11 protein-coding genes and 4 pseudogenes are annotated in these 12,903 nt (G+C 38.0%); 6 read left to right on the plus strand and 9 right to left on the minus strand.

Features of this window, described 5'->3' with window-relative positions:
* Nucleotides 1–154: 154 nt before the first annotated feature.
* A pseudogene (gene feoB, locus HADU_RS10645) lies at nucleotides 155–1,822 on the plus strand (ferrous iron transporter B); the annotation flags it as partial.
* Between the two features lie 327 nt (nucleotides 1,823–2,149).
* On the opposite strand, the gene HADU_RS10650 reads toward feoB, so the two are convergent.
* From HADU_RS10650 to arsC, 6 genes are all read right to left on the minus strand, one after another.
* On the minus strand, nucleotides 2,150–3,238 hold the full coding sequence (locus tag HADU_RS10650) for an ArsO family NAD(P)H-dependent flavin-containing monooxygenase (protein WP_026444402.1): 1,089 nt from the start codon (nucleotides 3,236–3,238) through the stop codon (nucleotides 2,150–2,152).
* Between the two features lie 167 nt (nucleotides 3,239–3,405).
* Entirely contained in the window at nucleotides 3,406–4,110 is a 705-nt protein-coding gene (gene arsH, locus HADU_RS10655; RefSeq protein ID WP_004644739.1) for an arsenical resistance protein ArsH, read from the minus strand.
* A gap of 4 nt (nucleotides 4,111–4,114) precedes the next feature.
* On the minus strand, nucleotides 4,115–5,155 hold the full coding sequence (arsB, locus tag HADU_RS10660; RefSeq protein WP_004644740.1) for an ACR3 family arsenite efflux transporter: 1,041 nt from the start codon (nucleotides 5,153–5,155) through the stop codon (nucleotides 4,115–4,117).
* A 5-nt stretch (nucleotides 5,156–5,160) separates the two neighbouring features.
* Entirely contained in the window at nucleotides 5,161–5,634 is a 474-nt protein-coding gene (locus HADU_RS10665; RefSeq protein ID WP_004781073.1) for an arsenate reductase ArsC, read from the minus strand.
* Nucleotides 5,635–5,638: 4 nt separating this feature from the next.
* Complete coding sequence (locus tag HADU_RS10670) at nucleotides 5,639–5,962, minus strand: metalloregulator ArsR/SmtB family transcription factor (protein ID WP_004644742.1); 324 nt, start codon at nucleotides 5,960–5,962, stop codon at nucleotides 5,639–5,641.
* 44 nt (nucleotides 5,963–6,006) lie between these two features.
* Nucleotides 6,007–6,435, minus strand: a complete 429-nt coding sequence (gene arsC / locus HADU_RS10675) for an arsenate reductase (glutaredoxin) (protein ID WP_004733243.1) — start codon at nucleotides 6,433–6,435, stop codon at nucleotides 6,007–6,009.
* A gap of 314 nt (nucleotides 6,436–6,749) precedes the next feature.
* Here arsC and HADU_RS10680 point away from each other — a divergent pair, with 314 nt between their 5' ends.
* From HADU_RS10680 to HADU_RS10685, 3 genes and pseudogenes are all read left to right on the plus strand, one after another.
* Complete coding sequence (locus HADU_RS10680) at nucleotides 6,750–7,316, plus strand: recombinase family protein (protein WP_004812033.1); 567 nt, start codon at nucleotides 6,750–6,752, stop codon at nucleotides 7,314–7,316.
* Nucleotides 7,317–7,861: 545 nt separating this feature from the next.
* A pseudogene (locus HADU_RS16095) lies at nucleotides 7,862–7,983 on the plus strand (cation transporter); the annotation flags it as partial.
* A gap of 177 nt (nucleotides 7,984–8,160) precedes the next feature.
* On the plus strand, nucleotides 8,161–8,775 hold the full coding sequence (locus HADU_RS10685; RefSeq protein ID WP_004281236.1) for a thiol:disulfide interchange protein DsbA/DsbL: 615 nt from the start codon (nucleotides 8,161–8,163) through the stop codon (nucleotides 8,773–8,775).
* Nucleotides 8,776–9,147: 372 nt separating this feature from the next.
* Here HADU_RS10685 and dmeF read toward each other — a convergent pair.
* Nucleotides 9,148–10,089, minus strand: a pseudogene (gene dmeF, locus HADU_RS10690) (CDF family Co(II)/Ni(II) efflux transporter DmeF); the annotation flags it as partial.
* 80 nt (nucleotides 10,090–10,169) lie between these two features.
* Between dmeF and HADU_RS10695 the strand changes: the two are divergent.
* On the plus strand, nucleotides 10,170–10,436 hold the full coding sequence (locus HADU_RS10695) for a metal/formaldehyde-sensitive transcriptional repressor (RefSeq protein WP_005006352.1): 267 nt from the start codon (nucleotides 10,170–10,172) through the stop codon (nucleotides 10,434–10,436).
* A gap of 45 nt (nucleotides 10,437–10,481) precedes the next feature.
* On the opposite strand, the gene HADU_RS16100 is transcribed toward HADU_RS10695, so the two are convergent.
* Complete coding sequence (locus HADU_RS16100) at nucleotides 10,482–10,607, minus strand: YHYH domain-containing protein (protein WP_155756522.1); 126 nt, start codon at nucleotides 10,605–10,607, stop codon at nucleotides 10,482–10,484.
* Nucleotides 10,608–10,731: 124 nt separating this feature from the next.
* Nucleotides 10,732–12,084 (minus strand): annotated as a pseudogene (locus HADU_RS10700) (copper-translocating P-type ATPase); the annotation flags it as partial.
* A gap of 62 nt (nucleotides 12,085–12,146) precedes the next feature.
* On the opposite strand from HADU_RS10700, the gene HADU_RS10705 reads away from it, so the two are divergent.
* Nucleotides 12,147–12,851, plus strand: coding sequence for an IS6-like element IS1006 family transposase (locus HADU_RS10705; protein ID WP_001067784.1), 705 nt, complete (start codon nucleotides 12,147–12,149; stop codon nucleotides 12,849–12,851).
* Nucleotides 12,852–12,903 lie beyond the last annotated feature (52 nt).

Here is a 12,903-nt window from a genome sequence, read left to right on the forward strand (position 1 = left end):
TGCTTTAATCGCAGCAAGTGCTACCTTAGCTTTAAAATCATTTGAATGATTTCTTCTTGGTCTACGTGCCATAAAATACTCCATATATTGATGTTTATAACATCATTTGAGGAGCAGAATATCACTTATAGGAGTTGTTCAAATTTACGGATCCATCTCTGACTTACCCGGAACTTACAGTTTAAAACCTAGTAGTTTAGATGAAGAAGTCACCAGGGCAGTTTGTTTGGGCGAGCTAAAAGGTGAAATTCTACCCGATATTTTTATATGCGTTGTAGATGCCACAAATTTAAGCTTACATTTGAGCTTGGTTCTCGAAGTTCGTGCTCTAAATCGCCCTATGATTCTTGTATTAAATATGATGGATGAGGTCAAAAAGCGTGGTATTTCCATTGATAAGGATAAACTGTCTCAACTGTTAGGTATCCCTGTAGTTGAAGCTGTCGCAGTTAAAACAAAAGGAATTCAAGATTTAATTAATCAATTAGAACAAAAAAATCTTTTTATTACTCCTTATCATTCTGAATTAAGTCATTTTGAACAGGTCAAACAAATCACCAAACAAGTTATTTTAAATAATGACAGTGGTGATAAAAGAACCGCATTTCTAGATAAAATTTTTCTACATCCTGTATTGGGTTTAGTAATCTTAACTTTAACCATGTTTGTGATGTTCCAGGCGGTATTTATATGGGCAACGCCTTTTATTGAATTCATTGAAAATTTTGTCGCATGGCTCAGTGATTTTATTGGACCACTAATCCAACATCCTCTATTAAAAAGCTTGGTTGTGGATGGGGTAATTGCTGGTGCAGGTAGCGTGCTTGCATATATGCCTCAGATTTTGATTTTATTCTTCTTCATTTTAATGCTTGAAGAGTCAGGCTATTTACCCCGGGCAGCATTTCTTTTAGATAAATTAATGTCTAAAGCCGGGCTTAGCGGCCGTTCATTTATTCCTCTGCTATCCAGTTTTGCTTGTGCCATTCCCGGAATTATGGCAACCAGAAGTATCAGCTCTGAACGGGACCGATTAGCAACAATTATGATTGCACCCTTGATGACCTGTTCAGCAAGATTGCCAGTATATGCTTTATTGATCGCGGCATTTATTCCGAACCAATTAATCTACGGCTGGTTAAGTCTGCAAGGATTAGTCCTTTTTGGTCTTTATATGTCGGGAATAGTCTCAGCGTTATTAGTTTCAGTCTTTCTGAAATTGGTTCGAAAAGATAAAACTGAAAGTATTTTTATTTTTGAACTTCCCACATACCGAATTCCAGATATTAGAAATATTGCATTAGGCTTATATGATAGGGCAACTATTTTCTTAAAACGAGTTGGTGGCATTATCGTCGCACTGTCTATCTTGTTATGGGTGCTAGTCACGTTCCCTCAACCACCAGATAATGCAACCATGCCGGCCATTAACTATAGTTTAGCTGGTCAGTTAGGACATTTAATTCATCCTATATTTGCGCCTATTGGGTTTACATGGGAAATATGTATTGCACTCATTCCTGCTATGGCAGCAAGGGAAGTTGTAATTGCTGCTCTTGGGGTGATTTATGCGATGTCAGGTGATGAAGATACAGTAACTCAAAGTCTGTTAAGTCAAATTTCAGGCCCGGATGGATGGGGGTTAGCCACAGGTTTATCATTATTGGTATGGTTTATTTTTGCTCCACATTGTCTTGCCACGTTAGCAACAATTAGACGAGAAACAGGTAGCTGGAAACAGCCTGTCGTTATGGCAACTTATTTGTTTGCATTAGCCTACATCTTTTCATTCATCACATATCAAGTTGCGAGTAATCTTTAATTAGCAAATGAATAAAATAAGGGAGCTAGCTCCCTTATTTTATTGAAATACTCACTATAAATGAAGCGCTTTTACAAGAAAAACTGTATAGATATCAATAATATTAAACAGCTTCCTAAGAAAACTTCTAATTTAATTATAAATTATGAAAGAGTTCCCTCTTTTTAGTGCAATTCATGAAATTAGGTTTAAATATCAAAAATTATGGCTTAATGAAGAGCATGATCTTGTAGACACTTTTAGTGAAATAATAATCAAAATATTGGAATGCTCCCAGTAGCCTAGACACAAAACCGATTCTAAAATTCTTATACTCGATATGGATAATTATTCTGAAAATTTTTTAGTATTAATTTCTTGTAGATAAGTGAAGATCTCATCTACTGTAGCTCTCGCTGTTCTAGAAACGCCAATTAATGTTGCAGATGCCATACCTGTCCAATCTCCATATCCAACTAACCACAAGTTAGGTAACTTAATAGACCTTCCATTTTGAACTTCTACAAAGTTATCTCGCTCTACTATATCTATACTTTTTAGATGATTTAATGAAGCCTTAAATCCAGTACACCAAATAATCACATCAATTTTCTCTTTTTTTCCATCTGGCCAAATAACTGCATCTGTAGCTAAAGATTGAAAAGGTGGACGGCTATGTAAGACTCCTCTATTCCTTGCCTCTTTGACACTATCGATCATCACAATATCACCTAGGCCACCTATTGGCTGGTCAACTTTTCTTCCTTCTTGTTGTACTTTTAAACGCTCAGTTGCTCTTAAAAACAGTACTCGACCATCGACATCATCAGGTAAAAATTGAGGCGGAGTTTTTGTGACCCAAATGGTTTCAGCAACTTGTGAAACCTCAGCGAGTATTTGCGCGCCCGAATTCCCCCCACCCACCACGATGACTTTCTTATCTTTAAATGAATCTGCATTCAGGTAATGGGCTGAATGTAACTGCGTGCCTTGAAAGTTTTCCTGTCCCGGATAATCAGGAATAAACGGCTGGCGCCATGTCCCTGTTGCACTGACCACCACCTTGGCTCGCCAAAACTTTTCTCCAGCATATACGTCTAAATACTTTCCCTTCGATTCCACACGATCGACATGTACTGGACGAACAATCGAAAATTGATATCTCTGTTCATAAGCCGATAAATACTGGATCACCTCATTTCGTGTTGGATAGGTCTGTTCAGTGATGGGCATCATCCAACCGGATAGAGAACTCCAGGTATTAGGAGAAAAAAGACGCAATGACTCCCAGGTATGCAGCCAGGCACCCCCCGCTTGATTTTGCTCATCCAATATAATGAATGGGATTTTCTTGCGCTTTAAAAAATAAGCGGTAGATAAAGCGGCCTGCCCACCACCGATAATGATCACATCAGTTTCAGTCTGTTTCTGGTTCAAAGCCTTCACCTTTTCCTTATTTATCTCTGACTTCTTTAATGTAAAAACCCAATCATGAAGACTGGGTTTTTACAATATTCATTGTACCTTTAACAGCACTTCATCGGTACAGCATAAAAGTGTTACTGACCTGGCAATGAGGCGCAGTATTTAATACCATCCAGCATTTATAAACTGCGCTGATTTACACGCTTGGACAACTCTTCAGCCGATTCCTTGCGTTCAGAATAACGATCTGTCAGGTATTTGCTTTGTCCACGAGTCAGTAGGGTGAACTTAAATAACTCTTCCATCACATCCACAATCCGGTCATAGAAAGCCGAAGGTTTCATTCGTCCATCTTCTTCAAACTCCAAAAAAGCTTTTGGAACTGAAGACTGATTTGGAATGGTGATCATCCGCATCCACCGCCCCAAAATACGCATCTGGTTCAGGCTGTTAAATGACTGTGATCCACCACTGACTTGCATCAAGGCAAGGGTTTTACCTTGGGTAGCACGGATTGCTCCTCCTGCAAGTGGAATCCAGTCTATTTGTGATTTAAAAATGGAACTCATAGAACCATGACGTTCAGGTGAACACCAGACCATGCCTTCTGACCATGCTAAAAGCTCATGCAGTTCTTTTACTTTTGGATGCTCAGTATCCGCATCTTCTGGTAAAGGAAGCCCTTTAGGATGAAAGATTTTTATTTCCGCCCCAAAATGCTCAAGGATTCGACCGGCTTCAAGAACTGCAAGGCGACTGTAAGAACGTTCTCGATTAGAGCCATACAGCAGCAAAATTCGCGGAGGATGAGCAAGTTCTTTGGCTTGAACTTTTTCAAAGGTGGGTTGCTCAAGAAGATTTAGATCTACATTTGGGAGATTCATAGAGTTAGGCCTCTTTAAAAACTTTCTTTCTCAGCCAGAGTGAAACACTCACCAAGGCAATCAACACAGGAACTTCGACCAGTGGGCCAATAATCGTGGTAAAAGCAACAGGCGAAGCGATACCAAAAGTTGCAATCGCTACTGCAAGTGATAATTCAAAATTATTCCCCGCTGCGGTAAATGCAATTGCTGTGGTCTTAGGATAGTCATTGCCCATCCATTTACTCATAAAGAAGCTGATGAAGAACATTAAAACGAAGTAAATGGTTAAAGGAATCGCGATGCGTAAAACTTCAAGCGGAAGACTCACGACATCACCGCCTTTTAGGCTAAACATGGCCAGAATGGTGAACAGCAAAGCCATTAAACTCAGCGGACTGATTTTCGGAATGAACTTGGTTTCATACCATTCCACGCCTTTCTGTTTCACCAAAATCCATCGCGTTAAGAAACCTAATAAGAACGGAATACCAAGATAAACCAGAACAGCATGGGTGATGGTCCAGAAATCGACATTAATGACCTGCGAAGCGACACCAAAATAGGGTGGAAGGAAGGTCAGGAATAACCAGGCATAGGTACTGAAAAATAGAATCTGGAAGATGCTGTTAAAGGCAACTAATGCTGCAACATATTGATTATCACCACAGGCCAAGCCATTCCACACCAGAACCATGGCAATACATCGAGCAAGACCAATCAGGATGACACCGGTCATATATTCTGGATAACTATGTAAAAATATGATTGCCAGGGCAAACATGAGTACTGGCGCGATCAGCCAGTTTTGTACTAAGGACAAAGTAAGGGTTTTCTTATCCTTAAACACTTGTGGCAAAGTCGCATAGTTCACTTTTGCCAGTGGTGGATACATCATTAGAATAAGACCAATCGCGATTGGAATATTTACTGAATCAATGCTTAATTTATCGAGTGCGACAGAAGCCTGAGGAAAGAAGTTTCCGATGGCAATGCCTAAGGCCATGGCAATAAAAATCCATAGCGTCAGGTTGCGATCTAAAAAAGATAAGCGTTTTTCAGACATTTCACTTACTCAACGTTCGAAATTTGATTAATTGCTGCAATCAATTCTGAGCGAGATAGTTTATCTACATTAAGTTTAAATAAAGCATCTAAGCGACGATTGATATGTTCAACAGTGCTCATAAAGGCTTTCATTTTTTCTTCTTTATTCACGTCTAAGTGTGAAGGATCAGCCAAGCCCCAATGTGCCTTGATTGCTCCACCCAAATAAAGTGGACATGCTTCTTGAGCAGCAGAATCACATACTGTGATCACAACATCAGGTTGATATTGTTCACAATCATTAATCGTTTTACTCCATAAACCTTCGGTAGATAATCCTAAGTTTTCAAGGGTTTCTAAAGTTAGCGGGTGAACTTGACCTGAAGGCTTACTCCCAGCGCTATAGGCTTTCCAACCTTCTGGTGCTCGGCTATTAAACAAAACTTCAGACAAAATGCTACGGCAGCTATTTCCAGTACATAAAAATAAAAATTTCATTGAATTACTCACAATAACTATTTACAGAAAGGGGGTGTTGATCATCCAGCTTTGATTGAGATTGAACCGTCTTCAAAATATCTAAAATTTCATAACACCAGTTGGCCAATTTTGGATTGATACTGTAGTAAACCCATTGGCCTTGTCTGCGATCTTGAAGTAGCCCTGAAGCACGTAAAAGGGCTAAATGTCTTGAAATTTTCGGTTGACTGAGTTGTAGTTTTTCAGTCAAATCACATACACATAGTTCTTTATTTTCAACAATTAATGTCACTATATTGAGACGTGTTTCATCTGATAAGCATTTAAAAAAATTAACTTGATCCATATAAATCTCCTTCACATTCTTTCCATTCAAGAGATGAGAAAGTACTATTTAATTCTTTGGCCATTTTCATCAATAATTTTTTCACCATCTTCTTTGCTAAATGCGCCTTTCTGAGGAAACGGGAGAATATCCAAAACAACTTCAGAAGGACGACACAAACGTGTACCTAAATCCGTAACAACGAATGGGCGGTTAATCAAAATAGGATGTTGAAGCATAAAATTTAAAAGCTGTTCATCAGACCAATCTTCCCGAACAATTTCTAAATCAGAATATGGAGGTACATTTTTACGAATTGCTTCTCTAACACTTAAACCAGCACTACGAATAAGTTCAATTAATTCTGCTTTCGAAGGTGGGGTAATTAGATATTCAATAACGATTGGTTCAATTCCTGCATTTTGAATTAAAGCTAAGGTATTCCTTGATGTACCACACTCAGGATTGTGATAAATCTTTATGGTCGAGAACATTTTGACTAACACTGCTATTAGAAACTCAGATATACTTATATACGTATTTCCACATATATGTAAATACGTATATTGATTTTATTTAAATTACTTAATGTCAATAAATGTATATATATTCTTGCAAATTCTTATGAGTGAGAAAAAACTCGTTATTTAAATATGTAAATTTAGAGTATACCCTAAAATTACATTTTAAAAGTTCTTAAAAACATGTACCATTTAAATGTTTTTTAATCATAAGTAACATGTAACTTTGGTATTAAAGATTTATAATTTACGAAATTGTTCATTTTTATCCAATTGGGGCGTAAAAAGTGAAAGGCCAAAAAGTAGGCTATGTGCGAGTGAGTTCGGTCGAGCAAAATACGGGACGTCAACTTGAGGGAATTGAAGTCGACCGGATTTTTGTTGACCGTGCTTCAGGTAAAAATACCGACCGACCGAAATTTCAGGAAATGTTGAATTATGTCCGGGAAGGAGACCGGGTGATAGTACATTCCATGGATCGTTTTGCGCGAAGCTTAAAAGATTTGGTGACTGAAGTGGATAAACTGGTCAAACGAGGGATTGCCATCCAGTTTGTAAAAGAAAATATTACTTTTACGGCCCAATCCACCCCGATGGATAATTTGATGCTGCAACTGATGGGTGCTTTTGCACAGTTTGAACGTGAGATCATTTTAGAGCGGCAAAAGGAAGGAATTAAACTTGCCTCTTCTCAAGGGAAGTACAAAGGCCGGGTACATAAATTGAAACCTGATCAGGCTGAAGCTTTGCGACAAGACTGGAAGGAAGGGAAGTACCCTTCAAAAATGGCATTAGGCCAGGCATTTGGAATTAGTCGCCAAGCGGTATATCGGTATTTAAAAGCCGGGAAATAACTCAATTGAAATTGGCGACTATATTTAGTTTAGCTTATGAAAATCGTGAAACGTTGATTAAATAATAAGTGCAGAAAGCAAAGAGTTACTAATTTTATACAATATAAGTTTTTGATTTATAATTAATTAACTCGATTGCAATCTAGCTTTTTCAGCAACGATTTATCTTTTTTAAAATAGTATTAATTTATTTTTTGAGAACAAACCTTAACAAAATTACAAGTTTGTAATTTTTTTGTCATTCTGATGTATATATTTACTCATTATTATAAGTAAAGATTTTTTTGGTCCAAGATATGATTAGATTCAATAATATGTACATGAAGATTATTTTAGTTATTTTTACTATAGTTTTTTCAACCGGTAGTTTTGCTGATGGGGGACTCCGTTTCTTAGAGAAAAATTTAGAAATAATTAACATAGTAATTTAAATTAAAAAGTGATTTATCAGGTGAATTTTAACTATATAAATAATTTATTTAATTTAATAAACCTTTCATAAATCATTTTTTGCTCAGTTCTATGTTGTAAATTCCAGCAATTATCATAGCCACGCGGCTGTTACTGAAGAGAATAGTAAGAAGTTAATATTTGCTGTAGGTTTGACCACTACTTTTTAATCGTAGAAATTATAACCGTTTTTATTACTCAAAGTTTAACTTTTGTGATTGTCTAAAAACACATAGCGGTCGAATGGCCATATTAACTGACTTAAAATCAGTCGCATACTTTAATGTAGCGGTTCTGATAGCACAAAAGTTCGCAGCATGAAAACGGAACCGGCATAATTGATTTATAGTGAACCCATACACTAAGCATAATGATTTAGAGGACGATAATCCCAATGAAAAAATTCCTTTTAGGAGCTGTTGCCGCATCTGTTTTGGCCTTTTCAGGCAATGCTATGGCCAATTTTGTGGCAGGTCAGGACTATCAGGTGGTTGCAAAACCAGTCAAAGTCGAAAAACCGGGCAGAATTGAGGTACGTGAATTCTTCTGGTACGGCTGTGGTCACTGTTTCGCGCTTGAACCACATATGCAGGGCTGGTTGAAAAAATTACCAAAAGATGTACGTTTTGTACGTACGCCGGCTGCAATGAATCCACTCTGGGAGCAGGCAGCGCGTGCTTATTATGTGTCTGAAGCATTGGGTGTGCGTCAAAAAGCACATTTACAATTATTCCATGATATTCATGATAAGCAGCGTCCAATTTTAGAACAGGCGCAATTGGCCAAGTTCTATACCCGCTATGGTATTCCTGAAGCGAAATTTAACAGCACTTATAAATCTTTCCCGATCACTTCGAAAATTGCCCAAGCCAAAAATCTGGCTGCTCAGTATCAGTTAAGTGGTGTTCCGGCAGTGACCGTGAATGGTAAATATATTGTGCAGGGTAATGATGCCAAAGTCATTCAGGTGGTGAATTACCTGATCGAGAAAGAGCGTAAAGCCAAATAAGACGCGATTGATTATCTCTAAAAAAAACCTGCATCGAATCTGCAGGTTTTTTTATTTAAACTGGAGGAATGGTTATTTACGTCCTGACTGCCGGATCTGGTGTTTCTATCGGCGGGCGATACCAGTGTAAAATTCCTCGGAATAAGAGCTGCATCTGCAACACGCTTTGCGCTTTAAAGGCATGGGATTGAATATGAATCGTGGATTGTATCTTTACCCGTTCATACCCGATATCTTCATTCAGAAAATGAATTTTCCTTTCTATTTCAACACGCAGAATTGCCGAGGCGCCCCGACGCTCTACAACAAACAAATTCTAATCTAAGATTTACATAAATAGACTGATAAAGTTTAAAAGGAATAAATATTAATTTAAACAACATGGAAATTCTTGTTAATTTCAACAGAAATATGAACAATCTCTTCATGAATTGACAAAGCTTTACGAACTACCTCTGCTGTTAAGGAGTCATTAACTGTATTTAGGGATAAAATACATGAAAATTTACTTCTACCTACTTTCCAGACATGCAGATCAGTAATCGTAATTTGGTTATCTAATTCCTCTACAACTTCCTGAATCTCCTTTACTACAGGATGTTCCATCTCTGCATCAAGCAATGTTTTACCTGTTTCTCTAATCAATCCCCAAGACCATTGTGCTACAAGCACTGCACCTACGATCCCTAGAATTGCATCTAAAAAATCCCATCCAAAATACTTCCCTGCGAAAAGTGCAATAATCGCTAATACAGAAGTTACTGCATCTGCTACTACATGAAGAAAAGCGGCTTTCTGGTTTAAGTCATGGTCATCATGAGAGTGATGATGATCGTGGTGGTGGTCATGGTCATCATGAGAGTGATGATGATGGTGGTGGTGACCATTTTCACGTAGTAACCAGGCACAAATAAAATTAACGATCAAGCCAACAATCGCAATTGAAATTGCCTCGTTGTAGTGAATATTCACAGGATTGAATAAACGTTCTATCGATTGAACACCCATGAATACAGCAACAACCATCAATAAAATGGCACTCGAATATCCAGCTAAGATTTCTATCTTCCATGTACCGAAACAGAATCTCTGATCACGAGCATATTTTCGAGCCATTTTATAGGCAAAATAAGCTAAGCCCAATGCCAACATATGAGAACTCATATGCCATCCATCAGCCAATAAAGCCATGGAATTAAAGAACCATCCTCCAAAAATTTCAAACACCATCATTACACCAGTGAGGATGGTTGCGATTAAAATTTTCTTTTGTGCTAAAGGATTTCCTTCGTCAAATTGATGCGAATGGTCACTTTTAACATTATTTAGATATTACATTTTATTGCACCACAATTAATACTCCCCCATAGTATATGTTCTTGAGGTTGAATAGTATGTCTCACTTAAATCAGAACAAAAAAATTTTAAATCGGATTAGACGAATTCAAGGTCAAACTAATGCCCTTGAACAGAATATTTTAAATTCTGAAAATTCTTGTATTGAGGTATTACAGCAAGTTGCAGCAATTAAAGGTGCGATAAATGGCTTAATGAATGAGTTAATAGAACTTCATCTTAGAGAACATGTACTCGGTGATACTGAGAAAATAAAGGAAAAAGAACTAAATGAATTTTTAGCTTTAGTTAAACGCTACTTATAACTTTAAAGCACAGTCTTTTAAATAAAAAAACTGTGTGCGCACCTATTAATGACAGTGGTAATCACCAGTTTTACTGTTGGTATGACAACCCTGTAAGTTCGTTCCCCCAGAATGAGCATTCGCATAGGTAAATGACATGCCTATAAAGCATATTAATAAAATTCTTTTCATCTTAATCCCTCTCAAATAATTAGAATATCAACTGTATGATATTTAATAAAAGCCAACATGGCTTAGACCATTTCCAAATATATAAAGTAAAGCCAACAAAACTTTAAATGTATATAAAAAATGGTTAAATAATTGCAAGGGGGGCTTTAAAACGTTTTAATCGTAAAGCATTTCCTAGTACAAATATTGACGAGAGAGCCATTGCACCAGCAGCAAATACAGGAGAAAGTAGCAGTCCAAATTGCGGATAAAGTACACCTGCTGCAATAGGAATCAGAGCTGCATTGTAAACAAATGCCCAAAATAAATTTTCACGAATATTGGTTATAGTCGCTTTGCTTAAAGCGATAGCATTTGGCACTCCTTTCAGGTTGCCAGACATCAAAACCACATCAGCAGCTTCAATAGCTACGTCTGTACCTGTACCTATTGCTAAACCAATATCTGCTTCTGCAAGTGCAGGGGCATCATTAATGCCATCTCCAACATATGCGAGTTTACCATATTGATTTTTTAATTTTTTAACGGCCTCTATTTTACCTTCTGGTAAGACTTCTGCAATAACCTCATCAATACCTAGTTTTTTTGCAATCGCTTGAGCTGTATGACGGTTATCACCTGTAATCATGGCAACCTTTAAACCTAACTGATGTAACGCTTCAATTGCAGCAAATGTTGATTCTTTAATTGGATCTGCTACAGCAATAATGGCAGCAAGTTTCTGGTCAATCGCAACATAGAGAGGGGTTTTTCCTTCTTCTCCCAAACGATCCGAAAATTGAGAAAAAACATTAGGATTCAAACCTAGTTTTTCCATATATCGATCTGCACCAATATGAACCAAATGTTCAGACACCGTTGCTTCTATTCCATAGCCCGTGACTGACTTGAAATCAGCAACAGGAGACAGGATTAATTCCTTATCTATAGCGGCTTGTACAATTGCTCGAGCAATAGGATGCTCAGACTTTGATTCAACGGCTGCCATAAGTGAAAGTACGGCATTGTATTCAAACCCTTCTAAGACATGCAGATCGGTTAAAATTGGTTTCCCTTCAGTCAGGGTCCCTGTTTTATCAACAGCAACCACTTTAGTTTCTTTGAGCAGCTGCAAAGCTTCCCCTTTACGGAATAAAACACCCATTTCAGCACCACGCCCAGTTCCCACCATGATTGATGTAGGCGTTGCAAGTCCCATTGCACAAGGACATGCAATAATGAGTACCGCAACTGCATTAACTAAGCTAAACGTTAGGGCTGGCTCAGGGCCGAAGATAAACCAAGTAATAAAAGTTAAAAGAGAGAGACCCATTACTACAGGTACAAACCACATGGTAATTTTATCAACCAATGCCTGAATAGGCAGCTTGGAACCCTGTGCCTGTTCAACCATTCGGATGATTTGAGAAAGCACTGATGAACTACCAACAGAGGTGGCTTTGATATTTAAGCTGCCACTTTGGTTAATTGTTCCTCCGGCACTGTTGCAAATAACCACGAATGGTAAGCTGAAGACTGTTTTAGCTAAAGGTGCAGCATATGAATCCTTTCCATGGTCGGCATTTTCAGGGCGAAATCATTCTTTGGGCTGTGCGCTGGTATTGTAAATATGGCATTAGCTATCGTGAACTGCAGGAAATGCTGGCCGAACGGGGTGTGAATGTTGATCACACGACTATTTACCGTTGGGTTCAACGTTATGCTCCTGAAATAGAAAAACGTTTACGCTGGTATTGGCGTAATCCTACAGATCTGAGCTCGTGGCATATTGATGAAACCTATGTAAAAGTGAATGGACGATGGTCTTATCTGTATCGTGCAGTCGATCAACGTGGCGATACCATTGATTTTTATCTTTCTTCTAGACGTAATACCAAATCAGCATATTGTTTTCTTGGAAAAATTTTAAATAATGTGAAGAAGTGGCAAATTCCACAAGTGATCAACACGGATAAAGCACCCACATATGGACGTGCTTTATCACGGTTAAAACGGGAAGGTAAATGTCCACCAGACCTTGAGCACAGGCAGATTAAGTATAAAAATAACGTGATTGAATGTGATCATGGCAAGCTAAAGCGGATCATCAGGGCCACATTAGGATTCAAATCTATGAAGACGGCTTATGCCACAATTAAAGGTATTGAAGTCATGCGTGCACTACGTAAAGGACAAGCATCGTCATTTTATTATGGTCAGCCTCAGGGTGAAGTGTGTCTAATCAACAGGGTTTTCGGTCTCTAAGTACTTTTTAAAGGAAACATCATCGACTCAAATCTCTATTTGCAACAGTGCC

Origin of the sequence: Acinetobacter sp. HA, assembly GCF_000264725.1 — a bacterium.
Taxonomy (GTDB): Bacteria; Pseudomonadota; Gammaproteobacteria; order Pseudomonadales; family Moraxellaceae; genus Acinetobacter; species Acinetobacter schindleri.

Bases quoted from the DNA above. Each gene is read 5' to 3' on its own strand.
- HADU_RS16100 (WP_155756522.1), bottom strand. From the start codon at position 10,607: ATGAAAAGAATTTTATTAATATGCTTTATAGGCATGTCATTTACCTAT.
- HADU_RS10695 (WP_005006352.1), top strand. From the start codon at position 10,170: ATGTCTCACTTAAATCAGAACAAAAAAATTTTAAATCGGATTAGACGA.
- arsC (WP_004733243.1), bottom strand. From the start codon at position 6,435: ATGTTCTCGACCATAAAGATTTATCACAATCCTGAGTGTGGTACATCA.
- HADU_RS10670 (WP_004644742.1), bottom strand. From the start codon at position 5,962: ATGGATCAAGTTAATTTTTTTAAATGCTTATCAGATGAAACACGTCTC.
- HADU_RS10705 (WP_001067784.1), top strand. From the start codon at position 12,147: ATGAATCCTTTCCATGGTCGGCATTTTCAGGGCGAAATCATTCTTTGG.
- HADU_RS10665 (WP_004781073.1), bottom strand. From the start codon at position 5,634: ATGAAATTTTTATTTTTATGTACTGGAAATAGCTGCCGTAGCATTTTG.
- HADU_RS10685 (WP_004281236.1), top strand. From the start codon at position 8,161: ATGAAAAAATTCCTTTTAGGAGCTGTTGCCGCATCTGTTTTGGCCTTT.
- arsB (WP_004644740.1), bottom strand. From the start codon at position 5,155: ATGTCTGAAAAACGCTTATCTTTTTTAGATCGCAACCTGACGCTATGG.
- arsH (WP_004644739.1), bottom strand. From the start codon at position 4,110: ATGAATCTCCCAAATGTAGATCTAAATCTTCTTGAGCAACCCACCTTT.